This is a genomic window from Herminiimonas glaciei, from assembly GCF_042664955.1.
Classification (GTDB): domain Bacteria; phylum Pseudomonadota; class Gammaproteobacteria; order Burkholderiales; family Burkholderiaceae_D; genus Oxalicibacterium; species Oxalicibacterium glaciei.
In genome coordinates this window covers 218,874-236,244 of record NZ_JBHTBU010000002.1, presented here as the reverse complement: position 1 = coordinate 236,244, position 17,371 = coordinate 218,874, and the positions used below count along the sequence as shown (strand labels likewise).

Here is a 17,371-nt window from a genome sequence, read left to right as displayed (position 1 = left end):
ATGACTCAAGATCGCCACTCCAATATCGGTATCCACGGCTTGCAAGCGCATCAGGCTGCGCACGGGATACAACGTTTGCACCTGTTGTCACGGACCCGGAAGTTCGCGCTGATCGCCGTCGGCGTCCTGCTGATAGGCGCTGCGATCGTCATCGGCCTGCGTTTCGCGAAAGCGACTGAACTGGCCGAGGTATCGAAGCAGCAAGCCACGCGCTATGTCTCGGTAACCAGCCCGCGCAGTTCGGCGACGGATAATGTACTGCGCCTGCCGGGTACGCTGCAGGGGATTATCGAAGCGCCCATTAATGCGCGCACCAACGGTTACGTCAGTCGCTGGGTGAAAGACATCGGTGACCCGGTCAAGCGTGGCGACTTGCTGGCCGTGATCGATACACCGGAAGTCGCGCAGCAATTGAACGAAGCCAAGGCGACACAGGCGCAAGCCACTACCAACCTGCAATTGGCAAAGAGCACCTTTGAACGTTGGGATGCATTGCGCAAACGCGACGCGGTATCGCAACAGGACCTGGATGAAAAACGTAATGCACTGGCAGTTGCGGTAGCGGCTGACAACTCAAGCAAAGCGGCGGTACAACGTCTGCAGGATCAGTTGGGTTACAGCCGTATTGTTGCGCCCTTCGACGGCATCGTGACGCGTCGTAATATTGATATCGGTACTTTGGTCGATTCAGGCGGCAGCACACGCGTGCTGTTCACGCTGGCGAAAAGCGATCCTTTGCGCGTCTATGTCTATGTGCCGCAAAGTTACTCCACGCAGATCAAGGCCGGTAATACGGTAGGCATCACGCTGAATGAAATACCGGGCAAAGTATTTGACGGCAAGATCGCCCGTACCGCAGGCGCGATCGATACGGTAACCCGCACCTTGCAGGTCGCTATCGATTTGCCGAATCCTGATGGTGTACTGTTGCCGGGTGCGTATGCGCAGGTCGCGATCAAGGCCAGCGGCGGCAGTGCGAGTTCGCTGACGATACCGAATAACACCTTGTTGTTCCGTCCAGAAGGCCCGCGCGTCGCGGTCGTCGGCGACGATGGCAAAGTGCGTCTGCAGCCGGTTGTGATTGCGCGTGAACTGGGTGTGGATATTGAACTGGCGAGCGGTGTGACGGCACAAGACAAACTGATCATCAATCCGGCCGACTCGCTCAGCAATGGCGATGCAGTGAGCGTGATCACACCGCCGGCTGATAAGGCAGCTACACCAGCGACCAACAAGGGGAAAGCGTCGTGATCCTGCGTCGTAGCCCGGCCTTTGCCTCCCTGCTGGCACTCCTGATACTGGGTGGCTGTGCGGTCGGTCCTGACTACCAGCGTCCTGATGCGCCGGTGGCGCAGGCATGGAAGACTGAAGCCGGCTGGCAAGCCAGCAATCCGCGTGATGACGAATTGAAAGGCGCGTGGTGGAAGATATTCGACGATGCGGAATTGAACGCCTTGCAGGAACAGGCGCTGAAGAATGGCCAAACCATGGTGATCGCGCAAGCACGTGTCGACCAGGCACGGGCGCAGGCGAATGTCGCGAATAGCTCTTTCTTCCCAAGGATAGGCGCGCAGGCCGGGACTGCACGTAACCGTACTTCGGCAGACCGCCCGCTGAGTAATTACAACACGCCGAATACTTCCGTCATCCAGAATGATTTCAATGCTGCCTTTACCGTGAGCTATGAACTGGATCTGTTCGGCCGCGTGCGCCGCCAGGCCGAAGGTGCCGGCGCTACCGCGCAACAGGCACAAGCCGATTTTGAAAATACGCGTCTGGTGTTGACGGCTGAACTGGCCGCTGATTACCTGGTCTTGCGCCAGACCGATGCAGAGATCGATGTATTGCAACAAACCCTGGGTGCACAAACCAAGGCGCTGGACTTCATTAGTGCACGCCACGAACTGGGTGCGGCATCGGGCCTCGATCTTAACCAGCAACAAGGATTGACGGCGGCAACCCAGACGCAACTCACCCTGTTGCGCGACCAGCGCGCACGCTATCAAAATGCGATCGCGACCCTGGTTGGTGTACCGGCCCCGGATTTCAAACTGCCGGTCAATCTCGCGGTAACGACAGTCCCTGCGATTTCATTGACGGCACCGGCGGCCCTGCTCGAACGACGTCCTGATATTGCCACCGCCGAACGTGCGATGGCGGCAGCCAATGCGCAAATCGGCGTGGCACGCAGCGCCTACTTCCCGTCGCTGGGTTTGTCCGGCCTGTACGGCAGTGACGCGAACCAGCTCAGTAATTTGTTTAGTGCACCTGCTTTGCTGTGGTCGATTGGTGTCAGTGCAACGCAAACCATTTTTGATGGCGGTCGTACCAAAGCGAATGTTGATTTCGCCAAAGCCGGCTACCAGCAGGCGCTGGGCAATTATCGACAAAGTGTGCTGGTCGCGATGCAGGAAGTGCAGGATGGTTTGAACAGTGACGTAGCGCTGGCGCAGGCGATCACATCGGCCAAGGTTGCGGCTGACAGTGCGGATCGTTCGCTGGGTTTGTCTACCGACAGGTATCAAAGCGGGATTACAACGAATCTCGAAGTGGTGGTTGCCCAGCAAACCTTCCTCAACTACAAACGGCAGGAAGTGCAATTGCATGGGCAGCGCCTCGTGAATACGGTAAAGCTGATCAAGGCCCTGGGCGGCGGCTGGCATGCGCATGAATAAGGCAGTAGCGGCGGGTTTGATCTTGCCCTTACGCTATTCATAAGCGGCAAAAAGGAAGATGCGTATCTTATGAAAATCTTGTTGATCGAAGACGAAGTCAAGACGGTCGCCTACCTGCAGCGAGGCCTGACCGAGCAAGGTTGCATAGTGGATGTCGCCAACAATGGCGTCGACGGCCAGCACCTGGCCCTGACCGGCGACTATGACGCCATCGTGCTCGACATCATGCTGCCGGGTCGTGATGGCATAGAAGTATTGCAAGCCCTGCGTCGGCAAAAGAGTACGCCGGTCATCATGTTGACGGCGCGCGGTGAGGTCGATGACCGCATCCATGGTTTGCAGACCGGCGCTGACGATTACCTGGTCAAGCCATTTTCCTTCCTCGAACTGCTGGCGCGCTTGCAAGCGCTCGGGCGTCGTGGTCGTCCGCAAGAGTCGACACATATCCGCATGGCAGATTTGCATATCGACCTGATCGCGCGTCGCGCCACGCGTGGTACGCGCCGACTGGATCTGACAGCCAAGGAATTCGCTTTGCTGGCGGCGCTGGCACGACACCGTGGACAAGTCCTGTCGAAGACCGTCATCGTCGAGATGGTGTGGGACGTCAATTTCGAAAGCAATACCAATGTCGTCGAGGTGGCGATCAAGCGTTTGCGCGCCAAACTCGATGAGCCATCGGAAATCAAACTCTTGCACACGATACGTGGCATGGGTTACTTGCTGGAAGAGCGTAGCGAGGCGTCTGCATGAACGCAGCCAACGCAGCTATCCGCGCAAGTACGCATTCGATTGCGCGCCGCCTGACGCTGATGTTTGCATTGGCGGCCGCGGTGGTGTTTTCCATCACCGGTTATGCGCTATATCAATTCCAGTGCGTGGAATTGCGCCGCCATCAATTGCAGGAAATCAAAACCCGTTTCGAGTTTGTTGAAAGCCTGATCGTCAGGCGCATCAATACTGCCGAAAAGTGGCTGCTGCTGGAGGACAAGATGACCGAGCTGACGCCGCAAGACGGCAGCATCGTCTATCTGGTGGAAGGCAAGGATCCGGCATTCCGGCTAGGGCGGCCTTTCGCCGCCGATGCGCGGGTCAGCAATGAGGGTAATGGCGTGCGCCGGATTGTTACCGAGAATGGTACTTACCTGACCCTGAGCCGTGAAATCCCGGCCTCCGGTGAGCGACCGGCGGTAACGCTGACGGTCGGACTGGATGCCAGCGCCTTTGATACCACCAGCCGTGCCATCAATGCGGCGCTGGTCATTGCCTTCCTGTTTGGCGTGGTGGTGGTGGCCGGTCTCGGCTGGTGGATTGCGCGGCGCGGCTTGCTGGCGGTCGACGATTTATCGCGCCATGCGGAAAACCTGAGCCCGCTGAACCTGGCGGAACGTTTGCCGACCGGCGATATGCCGAGCGAACTCAATGGTTTGGTGCTGTCTTTCAATGGTGCTTTGGGGCGGGTCGAACAGGCTTATGTGCAATTGTCGACTTTCAATGCCGATGTTGCGCATGAATTGCGTACACCGCTCGGTAATCTGATCGGGCAGACCCAAGTGATGCTGTCACGTGAACGTTCGGTGGAAGAGTTGACCGAAGTATTGCAGTCGAACCTGGAAGAACTGGAACGCTTGCGTACCATCATCAACGATATGCTGTTCCTGGCACAGGCGGATCGCGGCATACGCGCGGCCAATCTGGAGCAGACATCAATCGCATCGGAAGTGTTGAAGAGTGCCGAATTCCTCGATATGTTGATCGAAGATGCCGGCGTCTCGCTGGCGGTGGAAGGCGATGCTGAAGCCGGCATAGATAAATCATTGTTCGGCCGCGCGATTACCAATTTGCTGTACAACGCGATCCAGCACTGCGATCGCAATTCGACTATCCGCGTGCATATCGAAGAGCGCGACCATGCTGTTGCAATCAATGTCAGCAACCAGGGTGTTCCGGTTGCGCCGCATCATCTCGAGAGATTATTCGAACGTTTCTATCGCGTCGATTCTTCCCGCACAGATAGTGACAACAGCCACGGACTCGGCCTCGCCATCGTCAAGGCGATTGCCCATATGCACGGCGGTACGGTGTTTGCCGCGAGCAATGCGGAAGTGACGACTATCGGGTTTACGGTTGCGAATGGCGGCACATTGTAAGAAGATGTCAGCGCGTCATCTGTAAACCGGAATCAACCCACCCACCTCATATGTGTGCTTTGCGTTGCCGGCGTAGAATGACGGTAGCCATTAGCGATGAGGATCAAAATGAAAAAAGTAGAGTTGGAGCACGTGCAGATCGTCTGGTACCAGGATTCCATTTCAGGCGAAACCGCTTCGGCCGGTTACAAGGGCAAGACACAGAATTTCTGGGTGCACCTGGAATACTTTCCACGTGAAGTGACCGAGGTTTACCTGATGGATGAAGGCGAATCCAGGCCGGCGCCGAAAGACCATTGGGCTTATGCGCGCGGCGTGCTGGTTGGAAAATCAGAGAACGAATAACAGCTTCGTAACTTCCCATCCCGGGCGGGATGGGAAGACAGGCGGATAATTATTTAGGGAATATTTCGAAGGCTTCGCCGACTTTCAGCGCGACCAGGTCATACAGCGAGTGACGCGGTTCCGGTCCGGCGCGTTCAAATCCTTCTACCGTATCCGGCTCCACACCTTCAGGTGGCGGCACGAATTGCATCCAGTCTTCATACCCAGGATGATCTTTCAGGTTGCGATTGAGTTCATCCAGGAATTCTTGCTTGTTGAGTCTTTTCACAGCCATGGCACCCTCCTCGAAGAATAATTTATCTTAGCACGTAGGATACGACCCGACACGCCATGGATCGTTCATCCGGGGTCCTAGAACAGGGCGCCGCGGGCCGAGACCGGCCATGCTTCCTGCACGGTCTGGCCGCGGTAGGCGATCAGCCAGTCATGCAGGTTGACGGTAGGGTCGCAATGGCTGGGAATCAAGCGCACCTTGTCGCCGACTTTCACTGGTGCGGCACCCGCTTCCGGCACGATGGTCGTATGTTCATCCGACAGTGTTTGTACCGACCAGCCCGGCAACTGCAGGCGCGGCAAACCGTGGTCGACGGCAAAAGCTTTCAAGCCGCCATCCAGCACGGCGTGTTTCTCCTGCACACTGATCACCGTACATAAGCCGAACAAGGCATGGCGCAGCGGCGCACTATCAGCTTCCGGTGTATTGGCCGCGTAGTCGGTATCCATCAATACGTAGGAGCCCGGTTGCACCTCGGTATAGAGCGAAGAACCGGCTTCCAGCATATAGGTGCCGGTGCCGCCGCCGGTAATCGTGGCACAGGGAAAGCCGGCAGCTTCCAGTTCGTGGATGATGCCGCGCACTTTTTCCACTGCGCTGGTGACAGCTGCCGCGCGTTCCTGCGGTAGTCGCATATGTTGCGCTGAACCACGGAAGGCGTGGATGCCGGCGAAGCGCAGGTGCGGACTGTATTGCTGTATCGTGCGCGCGAGGTCGATCGCCTGGTGTGCATTGCTGATGCCGCAGCGTTGATGACCGATGTCAACTTCGATCAAGACATCGAGGTGGCTGCCCTGCCTGCTGGCCGCATCGCCAATTTGTTCTACCTGTATCGGATGGTCAACGCAGATGCCGAGTTTGGCGCGGGCTGCCAGCGCGGCTACGCGTGCCACTTTGCGCAAGCCGACGATCTGGTTGGTGATCAGTACATCCGTTATCCCTGCTTCGACAAAAATTTCGGCTTCACTGACTTTTTGGCAGCAAATGCCGGTGGCGCCTGCTGCCAGTTGTCTATGGGCAATCGCCGGACTCTTGTGTGCCTTGCCATGCGAGCGCACTTTCAAGCCGGCCTGCAGCACGCGCGTATGTACGCGGCCCAGGTTATCTTCAAAGGCGTCGAGGTCGACCAGCAAGGCCGGTGTATCGACGTGATCAAGTCGGTCTCCCGGCAAAGCCGGTGCAGCTTGTGAAGCAAACGATAATTCTTTGTGGCCCATGTCTTCCTTGATACCCGGATCTATGTGAGAGGGATTGTTGTGCGCGGTGCGAGCGGATTAATCGCTACTGTACGTGCAAAATCGTTTTCATATGTTACAGGCAGATTGCATGGCTGGAATATAAAAAAGCCGCTGGCCCGGGGGGCAGCGGCTTATATAGAAACAGTGGTGAATTATGCGGCTTTGCGTTCCAGGCGTTTGGTATCGCTGCTGATACGCAAGGTATTGCTAGCGCCGATCTTCTTGCTCTCGGGCTTCTTTGCATCACCTTGTTCCTTATAGACGCCGCAACCTATGATCAGGTCCTGGTACTTGTCGAGATACATGGATTTGGCTTCCATTTGCTTCGAGATCGGATTCAGGAAGAGGTAATCCTGCCAGCCCTTGCCATGCGTCTTGATGATGGACAGGCGTTCCTGGATGAAGAGATTGCCGGCGCCGTCTTTCGCGTTGATCAGGTCCTTGCCTATCAATGCCGGGTTCGCGCCATGGGCCAGGTTTTTACCGTGCATATCGTAGACCACCACATACAGGTCGCGGTCGCAGAAAGGGCCGAGTTTGTTATTGATATCGGCAAAGGTCGTGTCCCTGCCTTTTTCATGCATGCTGGCGATGGCCCGCGTGACCATTTCAGTGGCTTCTTCCGCCGAGCCATGGCTGCCGCTCTTGATCGTGAAGACGTCGACGACATTGTTCAGTTCGGTGGTCTGGCTTTGCAGCGATTCGGCAGCAGCGGCGGCCTGTTCGACCAGTGCCGCATTTTGCTGCGTGACCTGGTCCATTTGTGCGATGGCCTGGTTGACCTGTTCGATGCCTATGCTTTGTTCACGGCTGGCAGAACTGATTTCAGTCATGATATTGTCGACGCGCTTGATGCTGGCGACGACTTCGTTCATGGTGTCACCCGCATGCGCCACCAGCTTGCTGCCACTTTGTACCTTATTCACCGAGTCTTCGATCAAGCCTTTGATTTCGCGTGCTGCGGCGGAGCTGCGCTGCGCCAGGCTGCGTACCTCCCCTGCGACCACGGCGAAGCCACGTCCCTGTTCGCCGGCACGCGCTGCTTCCACTGCTGCATTCAGCGCCAAGATATTGGTCTGGAAGGCGATGCCATCGATGACGCTAATGATGTCGACGATTTTCTTCGACGACTGGTTGATGGAATCCATGGTGTTGACGACTTCGGCGACGACATTGCCGCCTTTGACCGCGACTTCGGATGCGGTGCGAGCCAGTTGATTTGCCTGTTCAGCATTTGCCGCATTTTCCTTCACGGTGGAAGTCATCTCTTCCATCGCTGATGCGGTTTCTTCCAGGGAACTGGCTTGTTGTTCGGTACGGGAAGAAAGGTCCAGGTTGCCGGCCGCAATTTCATTGGTCGCGGTAGACAGGGTCTTGGTACCGTTGCGGATATTCCAGACCACATTTGCCAGGCCCTGGCCTATGCTATTGATCGATGCCAGCAATTGCCCGACTTCATCGGTGCGCTTGTTTTCCATGCGTATCGTCAGGTCGCCGGTCGCCAGCTTGCGTGCGGTGTGGGTCGCCTGTGCCAGTGGACGCAGTAACATGCTGCGGATCGCGCTATACAACAGCGCGGCCAGGATCAGGGTGGCAAACAGTGCCACCGCTGCGGAGATGTTGCGCAGGGTAGTCGCTTCCTGCGTGAATTCACTGGTGTAGGTATCGCCGACTACGACCCAGTTTTTATCCTGCACGTAAGTGAAGCTGGCGATGTGTTCCGCACCGGTGGCATCGGTATAGCGCAAGCTGCCTTCTTTCTGTGCCAGGATATCCTTGATGAATTCACGGCCGTCAGCAGCCTGGTTGCCCAGCACATTTTGCCCTTCCTTCTGCGCTGCGATTACCAGCTTGCCGAGGTCCTTGCCCGGGGTCGCATCCAGCACGGTGTAGTTGCCGCTTTGCCCGACCTTCAGTGCCAGCAACTTCTGTTTGATGAGGGCTGGATCCTGGCTCAGGCCGAGTACCAGCTGTGCTTTGGCATTGACGTCGGCAGTTGCACGTTGCAGCAGCATATCGGAGCTCGCTTGCGCGCTGATCCAGATGAATGCGCCAAAGCTGAGGGCGATGAGCAGGAAGGAGATGGCGGAAAGTCGGACACCGACACTTAGCTTGGCTAGGTAACGCTTAAGGCTGTTCATTTCTTACTTCCATCCATGATGAGGTTGTACGAAAAACTGCGACCGACGATGATTCCCTGTGGAAACATCATAACTGTATAACGGCTGATTTCAGCAGGAATCAAGCAATGCTGCATTGCACGATGTTGTGCGTCCGCACGGCAATCGCAGCCTACTCGTACCACGGGCAGGCATTAAAAGCCGACGATTCAAACAGTTAGCGTGTAATGTTTCGGAACAGGGAGAGCTTTGTTAATGCCTTATATATTTATTATCGGCATTAATTTCGGCAACAATAGCGGGCAAGTCCCGCCCAACTCTTGATATAAATCAAATGAATCCTATTGTCCGCAGCCTGTTGGAAAACGATTTGTACAAGTTCACGATGTGGCAGGCATTGCTGCATAGTCATCCCGGCGCACAAGCCGAATATGTCTTCGTCTGCCGCAATACGCCGGCCTATCCGCTGAGCGAGTTGAAAGCGGATGTCGAGCGCGAACTGGATCATTTGTGCACGCTATTCTTTGCCGAAGATGAGCTGGCTTATTTGCGCGGCCTGCGTTTCATGAAAAGCGACTTTGTCGATTTCCTCGCGGTTTTCCGTTTCCAGCGCAAATTCATTTCGGTCAGCACGGATGGCGAGCTCCTGAACATCCATGCGGTCGGTCCGCAGGTGCATGTGACGGGATTTGAGATATTCGTTCTGTATATCGTCAACGAATTGTATTTCCGTCGCTTTGACCAGCAGGCTGCTTTGGTCGAGGGACGTAAACGCTTGCAAGCAAAGATTGCGATGCTGCATGCATTTGGCAGTGAAGCTGAAAAGAAGAACCCGTTTGAATTCTTCGACTTTGGCGTGCGACGTCGTTTCTCCGCCGCATGGCAGGAGGAAGTCGTGGTGACCCTGGCGCGGGAAGTGCCGCAATACTTCAAAGGCAGCTCGAATGTATACCTGGCGAAGAAATACGGGCTGACGCCCATAGGCACCATGGCGCATGAATACCTGCAAGCCTATCAATCCTTCGGCGTGCGCTTGCGTGATTTTCAAAAGGCGGCACTGGAAGACTGGGTGCAGGAATATCGCGGCGACCTTGGTATTGCCTTAACCGATGTGGTCGGCATGGATGCCTTCCTGGCCGATTTTGATTTGTACTTCGCCAAGCTGTTCGATGGCTTGCGCCATGATTCCGGTGATCCGGTCGTATGGGGCGAGAAAGCGCTCGCACATTATGCAAAGCTGCGGGTGGATGCAACGACCAAGCGCCTGGTGTTTTCCGATGCGCTGGATTTGCCAACGGCCTTTGCACTCTATCGACACTTTGCCGATAGAGTGATGACGGGTTTCGGCATAGGAACGAATTTGTCGAACGATACCGGTATCGCAACCTTGAATATCGTGATGAAGCTGATGTCCTGCAACGGACAGCCTGTCGCCAAGCTGTCCGATTCCGCAGGCAAGACTTTATGCACCGATGCAACCTTCCTGGCCTACCTGCGCCAGGTGTTCCATCATCCGGCGCTTAACTGATCAGAACTTGTAACCGACCGAGAGGAAGGTGACGAGTGGGTCCAGGGTCAACGTGGTGGTGTTCCTCGAAATCACCGTATTACCGATACGTCCGGTAATGTCGGCATCGGTTTTAAGTGGGATGTAAGCGACCGAAAAGCCCAGTGACCATTTGTCTGTGAAGTTATATGTGAGGCCGACATTCGCAACAGGTGCCCACGAAGAGCTGAGGTCAGCTGTTGCAGTGCCACCCGGCAGCCCACCGGTAACCTGGCGTTGCAAGGATGAGGACAAATTAACGCTTGTGTACCAGACACGGGTTGCGCCAAGTCCGACAAACGGACGCAGTTTTGAATTCTTGTCACCAAAATACCATTTCGCAATAAGCGCAGGACTCCACTGTTTGGCTTCTCCGAGTTGTCCAAGCGGCGACAAGGTTCCTCCGCCATACAGCTTGAACTTTGGAGGTATGCCCAAGTCGGCGGTAAGGGCAAAGTTATCGGTAAAGAAGTGCGTGAAGGCAATGCCGAGGGTATCTGCATTGCTGATGGTGGCACTGCTACCGGCTAGCGGGCCAACGGGAGCCGGCATACGACGATAGAGCGGCTCACTTGATTCATTTGGCCGCAGGTGGAACCAACCTATATTGACAATATTATCGCCGGCACTTTGTGCTGCTGCAGGTAAAGAAATTGCCGCAAGTACAGAGACGGCGGCAAGTTTGGATAGCACACTAAAAGGTTTTGTCATTATTTGTCCCCTCATATTGTTATGCTTCGGCAGATTTTTGGCTTGCGCCTTTACATTACCCTCTTCGAAAAAGTTGTACAACATCTTGATTGCGTATTAAGCGATTTCGCAACAGTCAACAATTGGAAACTTATGCGTCGACGGCAATACAGTCGCGCCCTTTTTGTTTCGCCAGGTACAGCCTGCGGTCCACTTCTTCGATGAAAGGGATGGGCTCATCGCCATACGAAGGAATGACGGTATGTACGCCGAGGCTGATGGTGAGTCGCTGGCCGATCTCGGATTTTTCATGCGGGATCTGCGCGTCATAAATCAGTTTGCGGCAACGTTCTGCGACGGTCAGTGCCGATTGCTCACTGGTTTCCGGCAGGATCAATATGAATTCTTCGCCGCCAAAACGACCAAAGAAATCGCGCGAGCGGGATGCTGCATGGCTGAGGGTGGTCGCGACTTGCTTCAGGCAATGGTCACCCTGGATGTGGCCGTAGTGATCGTTATATTGCTTGAAATAATCGATATCCAGCATGATCACGGAAATTGGCCGTTTGTTGCTTTTGGCATTGGCCCACTCCAGCTCCATGACCGAGTCGAACATGCGCCGGTTCGCCACCCCGGTCAGACCATCCTTGAAGGACAGTGTTTCCAGTTCCTTTTGCAGGTCTATCAGCTTGGCTTCGGTTTTCTTGCGTTCATTGATATCAAACATGAAGCCGATCAGCGCATCGACTGAACCATCCGGTTTGCGGGCGACGTGCACCACGTCGCGTATCCAGACGAATTCACCATTTTGTGCCAGTGCCCGGTAGTCGGCTTCGTGATCGGTGCCGGCTTGCGATTGCGCGACGCAGAAGTTGACAATCGCTTCGCGCTCATCCGGATGGATGCGCGAGGCCCAGTCGTTCACAGAGACCCAACTGTCTTGCGGCCAGCCGAGCACGCCTTCGATCTGCGGCCCGATATAGGTGAACTGCATGGTGGCCCAGTCTATCTTCCACGGTATGGCTTTGGTTGATTCAAGCAAGGTTTTATAGACGGCGCTGTCAGGCTCCATCTTTGGTGCTATATCAGTCATCTTATCCAGCTTCGATTGGTTAGCCTGATGGTCGGTACGCAGCATCTAACCGACTTTTTCAGCTTTTATATTGTGCGGTGAAGTACTTCTGCGAATAACTCTATCACGCGGAAAGCCATTAAATATCATGTGTTGCATGCTTTTCCGATGGAAAAATGGATAAGCTGTCGGTATTCAAGTTGCTGGAATAAATATGACAAAGAATGACGCCATCAAGCGGATCAATGAAGAGCTGCGGGCAAACCTGTTGAATGATAAAAATACCTTGTGGGCGACCGTGGTGCCGTACGCCGGCGATGAGGGTTGGTGGTTGAAGATCCCGCTGTCCGGTTTCCGGCAAGAGCAGCACTTCCTGATTTGCAGTGAAAAAGCCAGGAGCTTCCGCCATATCCGGATCAAGGCCAATACCATCCTGAGCCCGGCAACGCGCTTCCGTTGCAAGGATCAGATGGCGGATGTCTTTATCTCGGCGAAGAATGCCAAACGCCTGGTCGATACGCTGCCGGGCGGCAGCAAGTTCAGTTTCGACAAGTATGTATTCGGTGAATACAACTTCTGAGCGTAGTGCACCGGAAGGTTTATGCCAGCAGTTCCAGCAAACTCCAGGCAATTGCTTTGCTTGCAACTGTTAGCGTAAACAGCGGGACCTTTTCATCGGCGCGATGGCCGTTGGCTTCCAATAATGTGCGTGGGCCTGCACCATACATCACGGTGGCAACCCCGGCTTCGGCATACAGGCGCGCATCGGAATACAGCGGCACGCCGATAGGCGTTACCGCTTCGTCCAATGCGGCGGAACCCTCGGCACAGACGATATCGCGCAAACGTGCTGCATCGCCGACGGGTTTGAAGGGGCTGGCCAACAGGATGCGCTTTACCTCACCGCGTATACCCGGCATGCCTTGCAGGGCATTTTCAATGACGGCGCGCAACTCCGCTTCCACTTCTTCCGGGATTTCTTCCGGGATGATGCGCCGGTCCAGGCGCAAGGTGACCTCGTCCGGCACGACATTGGTATTGATGCCGCCATTGATCATGCCGACTACCAATGATGGCGAAGTGATACCGCTGATAGCCGATCTGCGTTGCTGCAGGCTGTCACGATAGTTGTAGAGCGCGCTTAATAATTTGGTGGCGGCTTCCAGCGCATCGTGTCCGGTATCGGGACGTGCGGCGTGGGCCGAAGTCCCGTGCACCTTGATTTCCAGGTGCAAACAGCCATTGTGTGCGGTGGTGACATTGTAGGAAAAACCGGCGCAAATCGCGTAATCCGGTTTGCTCAAGCCTTGTTGCAAGAGCCAGCCGGGACCGGCCAGGCCGCCGGTTTCTTCGTCGTAGGTCAAATGCAATTCGACCTGGCCGCGCAAGGGAACCGATAATTCCTTCAATGCGCGCAAGGCAAATGCATAGGTGGCGAAATCAGATTTCGATACTGCCGCACCGCGTCCTATCATCCAGCCATCCCGCACCGTCGCGGAATAGGGATCGACGCTCCAGCCGGCACCCGGAGGTACCACGTCGCCATGTGCATTCAGTGCGACGGTCGGACCGTCACCGAATTTCTCGCGCACGATCAGGTTGATCGCGCTTTCCAGTCCCGTGCTGCGGGCAAATTCATTCGGTACCGCATGTTGTTCGACGGTGAAGTGCATTTCTTCCAGCAAGGCTGCCGTCATCAGCGCATGCGGTGCGCAATTGCCGGGAGGATTGTCGGATGGGCATTGCACGACTTTGGCAAGGAATGCGGTTTGCTCGGCTGCATGTTCATCTATCCATGCGGCGATTTTTTGTTTGAGTAAGGTTTTGTCCATGGGATAGTTTCAATTCAATAATGGAGCCGTAAGCTCAAGTCGCTTTCCTGCTTGCAGACAGCGTATCAAAATGTTCGACAAAATCCATAAAAACATTTGACGCCAATGCAGCATCTTCCATTGTCATGGTTTCCGTCGGGTGATGGCTGATGCCGCCATTGCCACAACGTACGAATAGCATGGCTATTGGTGCGACGGCGGCAATTGCCATTGCATCATGGCCGGCGCCGGATGGAAGGCTGCGTACGGCACAGCCATTCCGCGCCAGCGACGCGTGCCAACCTTCTTGCAGCCAGTCGGCACAGACGGCGCTCGGTGTTTCATAAGTCTTGGTCAGTGTGCTGCGTACTTTGCGACGGGCACAGATATGTTCAAGTTCCAGCGTGATATCGGCCGTGGCGGCCAGGCGTTCTGCATCGTCGCCGGCGCGTACATCGAGTGACAGGATGGCGCGCCCCGGGATCACATTGGTGGCGCCATTCGGTACCGTCCATTGGCCGATGGTGCCGACCAGGTCCGGCCTGTTGCTGCAACGTCGTTCGACGAACAATGCAAACTCGGCTGCCGCCATCGCTGCATCCTGGCGCATGTGCATAGGCACGGTGCCGGCATGACCGGCCAGGCCCTCCAGTTCCAGCATATACCGCGTGGCACCGGCAATCGCCGTAACTACGCCCAGCGGCAAATCCTCATTGAGCAGGACCGGGCCTTGTTCAATGTGGACTTCGACAAATGCCGCGATGCTGTCACGTGCCGCCGCTGCCGAAGCGATCTGCGCAGGATTGAGGTCGGCCGCCTTCATTGCATCGCGCATGGTGATGCCCTGGTTGTCGGTATGGCTCAGTACGCGTTGTTCGAAGGTGCCGGCAATCGCGCGGCTGCCCAGCATCGGCGCCTTGAAGCGCACGCCTTCTTCTTCACTGAATGCCGCCACTTCAAGCGGGAATGGAAAGCGTAGTCCCTGCCGGTGCCATTTTGCAATGCAAGTGATGGGAAGCAAAATTCCCAGCAAGCCGTCATAGATACCGCCATTGCGCACGGTATCGAAATGCGAACCTGTCATCAATACGGGTTTGCCAGCCTCTGTCCCCTCATAACGACCGATGACATTGCCGACTGCATCGCGTCGCACCGTCATGCCGGCATCCCGCATCCATGCCGCGATCTGTCCGGCCGCACCGCGATGGGCTGGCGTCAGGTAGGTGCGTGTCATCATGCCTTCCTGCTCGGTGTGCTGCGCCAGTATATGCAGGCGTTCGATGATTTCATGGCCGATGTCGGGCTGGCCGGCTTTGCTGCTAAGACTCATATTCTTTGTATCGTTTCAGTTCTGATCAGGCTGTAGCCAGGCCCAGGAATTGTTTCAGTTCCGGCGTCGCAGGCTTGGCAAAAATATCTTCCGGCGCGCCGATTTCATGTACTTTGCCCTGATGCATGAAAACCACGCGGTCACATACTTCGCGCGCGAAACGCATCTCATGCGTCACCATGATCAATGTCATGCCTTCATGCGCGAGGCCACGTACTACGTTCAATACTTCATTGACCAGTTCCGGATCGAGTGCGGAAGTGACTTCATCACACAATAGCGCTTGCGGTTCCATGCTGAGGGCACGGGCGATCGCGACACGCTGTTGCTGGCCACCGGAAAGCTGGTCCGGGAAGCTGTCGAACTTTTCACTCAGGCCGACCTTTTCCAGGTTCTTCATGGCCAGCGCGCGCGCATCCTTTTCCGGGACGCCCTTGACGATCATCGGTGAAATCATGATGTTGCGACCGACGCTCAAATGCGGAAACAGATTGAACTGCTGGAAAATCATGCCGACTTTCAGGCGCAGGTTGCGCAGTTCGAGTTCACTTTTCCCGAGATGCGAACCGGCCACGCTGATCGATCCTTCATCTATGCTTTCGAGACCGTTAATGCAGCGCAGGAGTGTGCTCTTGCCGGAACCGCTTTTGCCGATGATGGCAATCACTTCGCCGGGCTCGACATCCATCCGGATGCCCTTGAGTACCTGGTTGCTGCCGTAACTTTTCTTGACATTATCAATGGCTATGAGTGGCATGGAATTTCCTTTCCAGGAATTGGCTGTATTTGGATAAAGGCCAGCAGAGGATGAAATAAAAGAGGCCGGCTGCCGCATACACGGTGAACGGCATGAAAGTGGCATTGGTGATGACGGTTGCCGCTTTCGACAATTCGACGAAGCCGATGATGGAGGTCACGGCGGTACCCTTGATGATTTGCACGCTGAAACCGATGGTCGGTGGCAAAGCAATGCGCAATGCCTGCGGCAGGATCACATAACGCATCTGTTGCACATAGTTCATCGCCAGTACCGAAGAGGCTTCCCACTGGCCGCGCGGAATCGCTTCGACGCAGCCGCGCCAGATTTCTGCGAGGAAGGACGCACTCCACAAGGTTAGCGTTAATCCTGCCGCCAGCCATGCCGGTACTTCGACGCCGAACAAGGCGATGCCGAAAAAAACCAGGAATAATTGCATCAGCAAAGGCGTGCCCTGGAATACTTCGATATAGATGCGCGCCACATTGCGCAGCGCGCCTGATTTCGATGTGCGGAAAAACAGGATCAACAAGCCCAGCATGCCGCCCAGCAAGAAGGTGACAAGTGACAACACAACGGTCCAGCGCCCGGCCAACAGCAGGTTGCGCAGGATGTCCCACAATGAAAAGGAGATCATGTGCTGCTCCTTGCGAAAATGAAGCGGGCGCCGACCAGGCGCAATATTTGCCGCAGCAGGATCGCCAGCAACAGATAGATTGCGGTCGCTATCAGGTAGGCTTCGAATGCACGGAAGTTGCGACCCTGGATAAAGTTGGCGGCAAATGACAACTCTTCCACGGCAATTTGCGAACACACCGCGGAACCCAGCATGACGATGACGATCTGGCTGGACAGGGCCGGCCAGATTTTTTGCAGGGCCGGGCGCAGGATGATGTGGCGGAAAATTTGCACCCGTGTCATCGACAGGCTGAGTGCCGCTTCAATCTGGCCACGTGCGACCGCGACCACACCGGCGCGGATGATTTCCGTGCTGTACGCGCCGAGGTTGATGACCATGGCCAGGATGGCGGCCTGCATTTCGGTGATCTGCACACCGATGCTGGGCAAGCCAAAGAAAATGAAGAACAGTTGTATCAGGAAGGGTGTGTTGCGGATCAGCTCCACATAAGCGCTCACTACCGGTCGCAACCAGCGCGGCCCTTGCGTGCGGGCCCAGGCACCGAAGATGCCGACCGCCACGCCCAGCACACCGCCGACCGCGATCAGTTCGACCGTCGTCAGCACACCCTTGACGAGTACGCCGCTGTAATCGAAGGTAGACAGAAATTCAAATTGATAAGCCACGATAGCTCCACTTCCTGCACGATATGTGCGTTCCGAATGGTGTTGCAGCAGGCATCCG

At 55.7% G+C, this 17,371-nt stretch carries 17 protein-coding genes; 7 read left to right on the top strand and 10 right to left on the bottom strand.

The window, feature by feature from the left end; genetic code table 11:
* From ACFQPC_RS11960 to ACFQPC_RS11940, 5 genes are all read left to right on the top strand, one after another.
* The gene (locus tag ACFQPC_RS11960; RefSeq protein ID WP_382272173.1) at positions 1 to 1,251 is read left to right on the top strand and encodes an efflux RND transporter periplasmic adaptor subunit; all 1,251 of its coding nucleotides are present in this window, start codon (positions 1 to 3) and stop codon (positions 1,249 to 1,251) included.
* Positions 1,248 to 2,675, top strand: a complete 1,428-nt coding sequence (locus ACFQPC_RS11955; RefSeq protein WP_382272172.1) for an efflux transporter outer membrane subunit — start codon at positions 1,248 to 1,250, stop codon at positions 2,673 to 2,675. The genes ACFQPC_RS11960 and ACFQPC_RS11955 overlap by 4 nt, the downstream gene beginning before the upstream one ends.
* Before the next feature lie 69 nt (positions 2,676 to 2,744).
* Positions 2,745 to 3,428, top strand: coding sequence for a heavy metal response regulator transcription factor (locus ACFQPC_RS11950; RefSeq protein ID WP_382272171.1), 684 nt, complete (start codon positions 2,745 to 2,747; stop codon positions 3,426 to 3,428).
* On the top strand, positions 3,425 to 4,825 hold the full coding sequence (locus tag ACFQPC_RS11945; protein WP_382272170.1) for a heavy metal sensor histidine kinase: 1,401 nt from the start codon (positions 3,425 to 3,427) through the stop codon (positions 4,823 to 4,825). Before ACFQPC_RS11950 ends, ACFQPC_RS11945 begins: the two co-directional genes overlap by 4 nt.
* 108 nt (positions 4,826 to 4,933) lie before the next feature.
* On the top strand, positions 4,934 to 5,170 hold the full coding sequence (locus ACFQPC_RS11940; protein ID WP_382272169.1) for a hypothetical protein: 237 nt from the start codon (positions 4,934 to 4,936) through the stop codon (positions 5,168 to 5,170).
* 49 nt (positions 5,171 to 5,219) lie between these two features.
* On the opposite strand, the gene ACFQPC_RS11935 is transcribed toward ACFQPC_RS11940, so the two are convergent.
* From ACFQPC_RS11935 to ACFQPC_RS11925, 3 genes are all read right to left on the bottom strand, one after another.
* Positions 5,220 to 5,444, bottom strand: a complete 225-nt coding sequence (locus ACFQPC_RS11935) for a hypothetical protein (protein ID WP_382272168.1) — start codon at positions 5,442 to 5,444, stop codon at positions 5,220 to 5,222.
* Positions 5,445 to 5,521: 77 nt separating this feature from the next.
* Positions 5,522 to 6,661, bottom strand: coding sequence for a DSD1 family PLP-dependent enzyme (locus ACFQPC_RS11930; RefSeq protein WP_382272167.1), 1,140 nt, complete (start codon positions 6,659 to 6,661; stop codon positions 5,522 to 5,524).
* Positions 6,662 to 6,834: 173 nt separating this feature from the next.
* On the bottom strand, positions 6,835 to 8,823 hold the full coding sequence (locus ACFQPC_RS11925; protein ID WP_382272166.1) for a methyl-accepting chemotaxis protein: 1,989 nt from the start codon (positions 8,821 to 8,823) through the stop codon (positions 6,835 to 6,837).
* Positions 8,824 to 9,136: 313 nt separating this feature from the next.
* On the opposite strand from ACFQPC_RS11925, the gene pncB reads away from it, so the two are divergent.
* Positions 9,137 to 10,330 carry a nicotinate phosphoribosyltransferase gene (gene pncB, locus ACFQPC_RS11920; protein ID WP_382272165.1) on the top strand — a complete coding sequence of 398 codons (1,194 nt, stop codon included), beginning with the start codon at positions 9,137 to 9,139 and terminating at the stop codon, positions 10,328 to 10,330.
* Here pncB and ACFQPC_RS11915 read toward each other — a convergent pair whose 3' ends face one another.
* Together ACFQPC_RS11915 and ACFQPC_RS11910 are read right to left on the bottom strand one after the other, a co-directional pair.
* Positions 10,331 to 11,059 carry an OmpW/AlkL family protein gene (locus tag ACFQPC_RS11915; protein ID WP_382272164.1) on the bottom strand — a complete coding sequence of 243 codons (729 nt, stop codon included), beginning with the start codon at positions 11,057 to 11,059 and terminating at the stop codon, positions 10,331 to 10,333.
* A gap of 130 nt (positions 11,060 to 11,189) precedes the next feature.
* Positions 11,190 to 12,131, bottom strand: a complete 942-nt coding sequence (locus ACFQPC_RS11910) for a GGDEF domain-containing protein (protein ID WP_382272163.1) — start codon at positions 12,129 to 12,131, stop codon at positions 11,190 to 11,192.
* 193 nt (positions 12,132 to 12,324) lie between these two features.
* Here ACFQPC_RS11910 and ACFQPC_RS11905 point away from each other — a divergent pair, with 193 nt between their 5' ends.
* Complete coding sequence (locus ACFQPC_RS11905; RefSeq protein ID WP_382272162.1) at positions 12,325 to 12,690, top strand: hypothetical protein; 366 nt, start codon at positions 12,325 to 12,327, stop codon at positions 12,688 to 12,690.
* Positions 12,691 to 12,709: 19 nt separating this feature from the next.
* Here the strand turns inward: ACFQPC_RS11905 and ACFQPC_RS11900 are convergent, their stop codons facing one another.
* Genes ACFQPC_RS11900 through ACFQPC_RS11880 form a run of 5 tightly spaced genes read right to left on the bottom strand, consistent with a single transcriptional unit; the run spans position 12,710 to position 17,313 of the window.
* Positions 12,710 to 13,942 carry a M20/M25/M40 family metallo-hydrolase gene (locus ACFQPC_RS11900; RefSeq protein ID WP_382272161.1) on the bottom strand — a complete coding sequence of 411 codons (1,233 nt, stop codon included), beginning with the start codon at positions 13,940 to 13,942 and terminating at the stop codon, positions 12,710 to 12,712.
* 34 nt (positions 13,943 to 13,976) lie between these two features.
* On the bottom strand, positions 13,977 to 15,251 hold the full coding sequence (locus tag ACFQPC_RS11895; RefSeq protein WP_382272160.1) for an allantoate amidohydrolase: 1,275 nt from the start codon (positions 15,249 to 15,251) through the stop codon (positions 13,977 to 13,979).
* Between the two features lie 25 nt (positions 15,252 to 15,276).
* Positions 15,277 to 16,008, bottom strand: a complete 732-nt coding sequence (locus tag ACFQPC_RS11890; protein WP_382272159.1) for an amino acid ABC transporter ATP-binding protein — start codon at positions 16,006 to 16,008, stop codon at positions 15,277 to 15,279.
* Entirely contained in the window at positions 15,989 to 16,645 is a 657-nt protein-coding gene (locus ACFQPC_RS11885; RefSeq protein ID WP_382272158.1) for an amino acid ABC transporter permease, read from the bottom strand. Before ACFQPC_RS11885 ends, ACFQPC_RS11890 begins: the two co-directional genes overlap by 20 nt.
* Positions 16,642 to 17,313 (bottom strand): amino acid ABC transporter permease, encoded by a 672-nt coding sequence (locus ACFQPC_RS11880; protein WP_382272157.1) that lies wholly within the window; start codon positions 17,311 to 17,313, stop codon positions 16,642 to 16,644. Before ACFQPC_RS11880 ends, ACFQPC_RS11885 begins: the two co-directional genes overlap by 4 nt.
* Between the last annotated feature and the right edge of the window lie 58 nt (positions 17,314 to 17,371).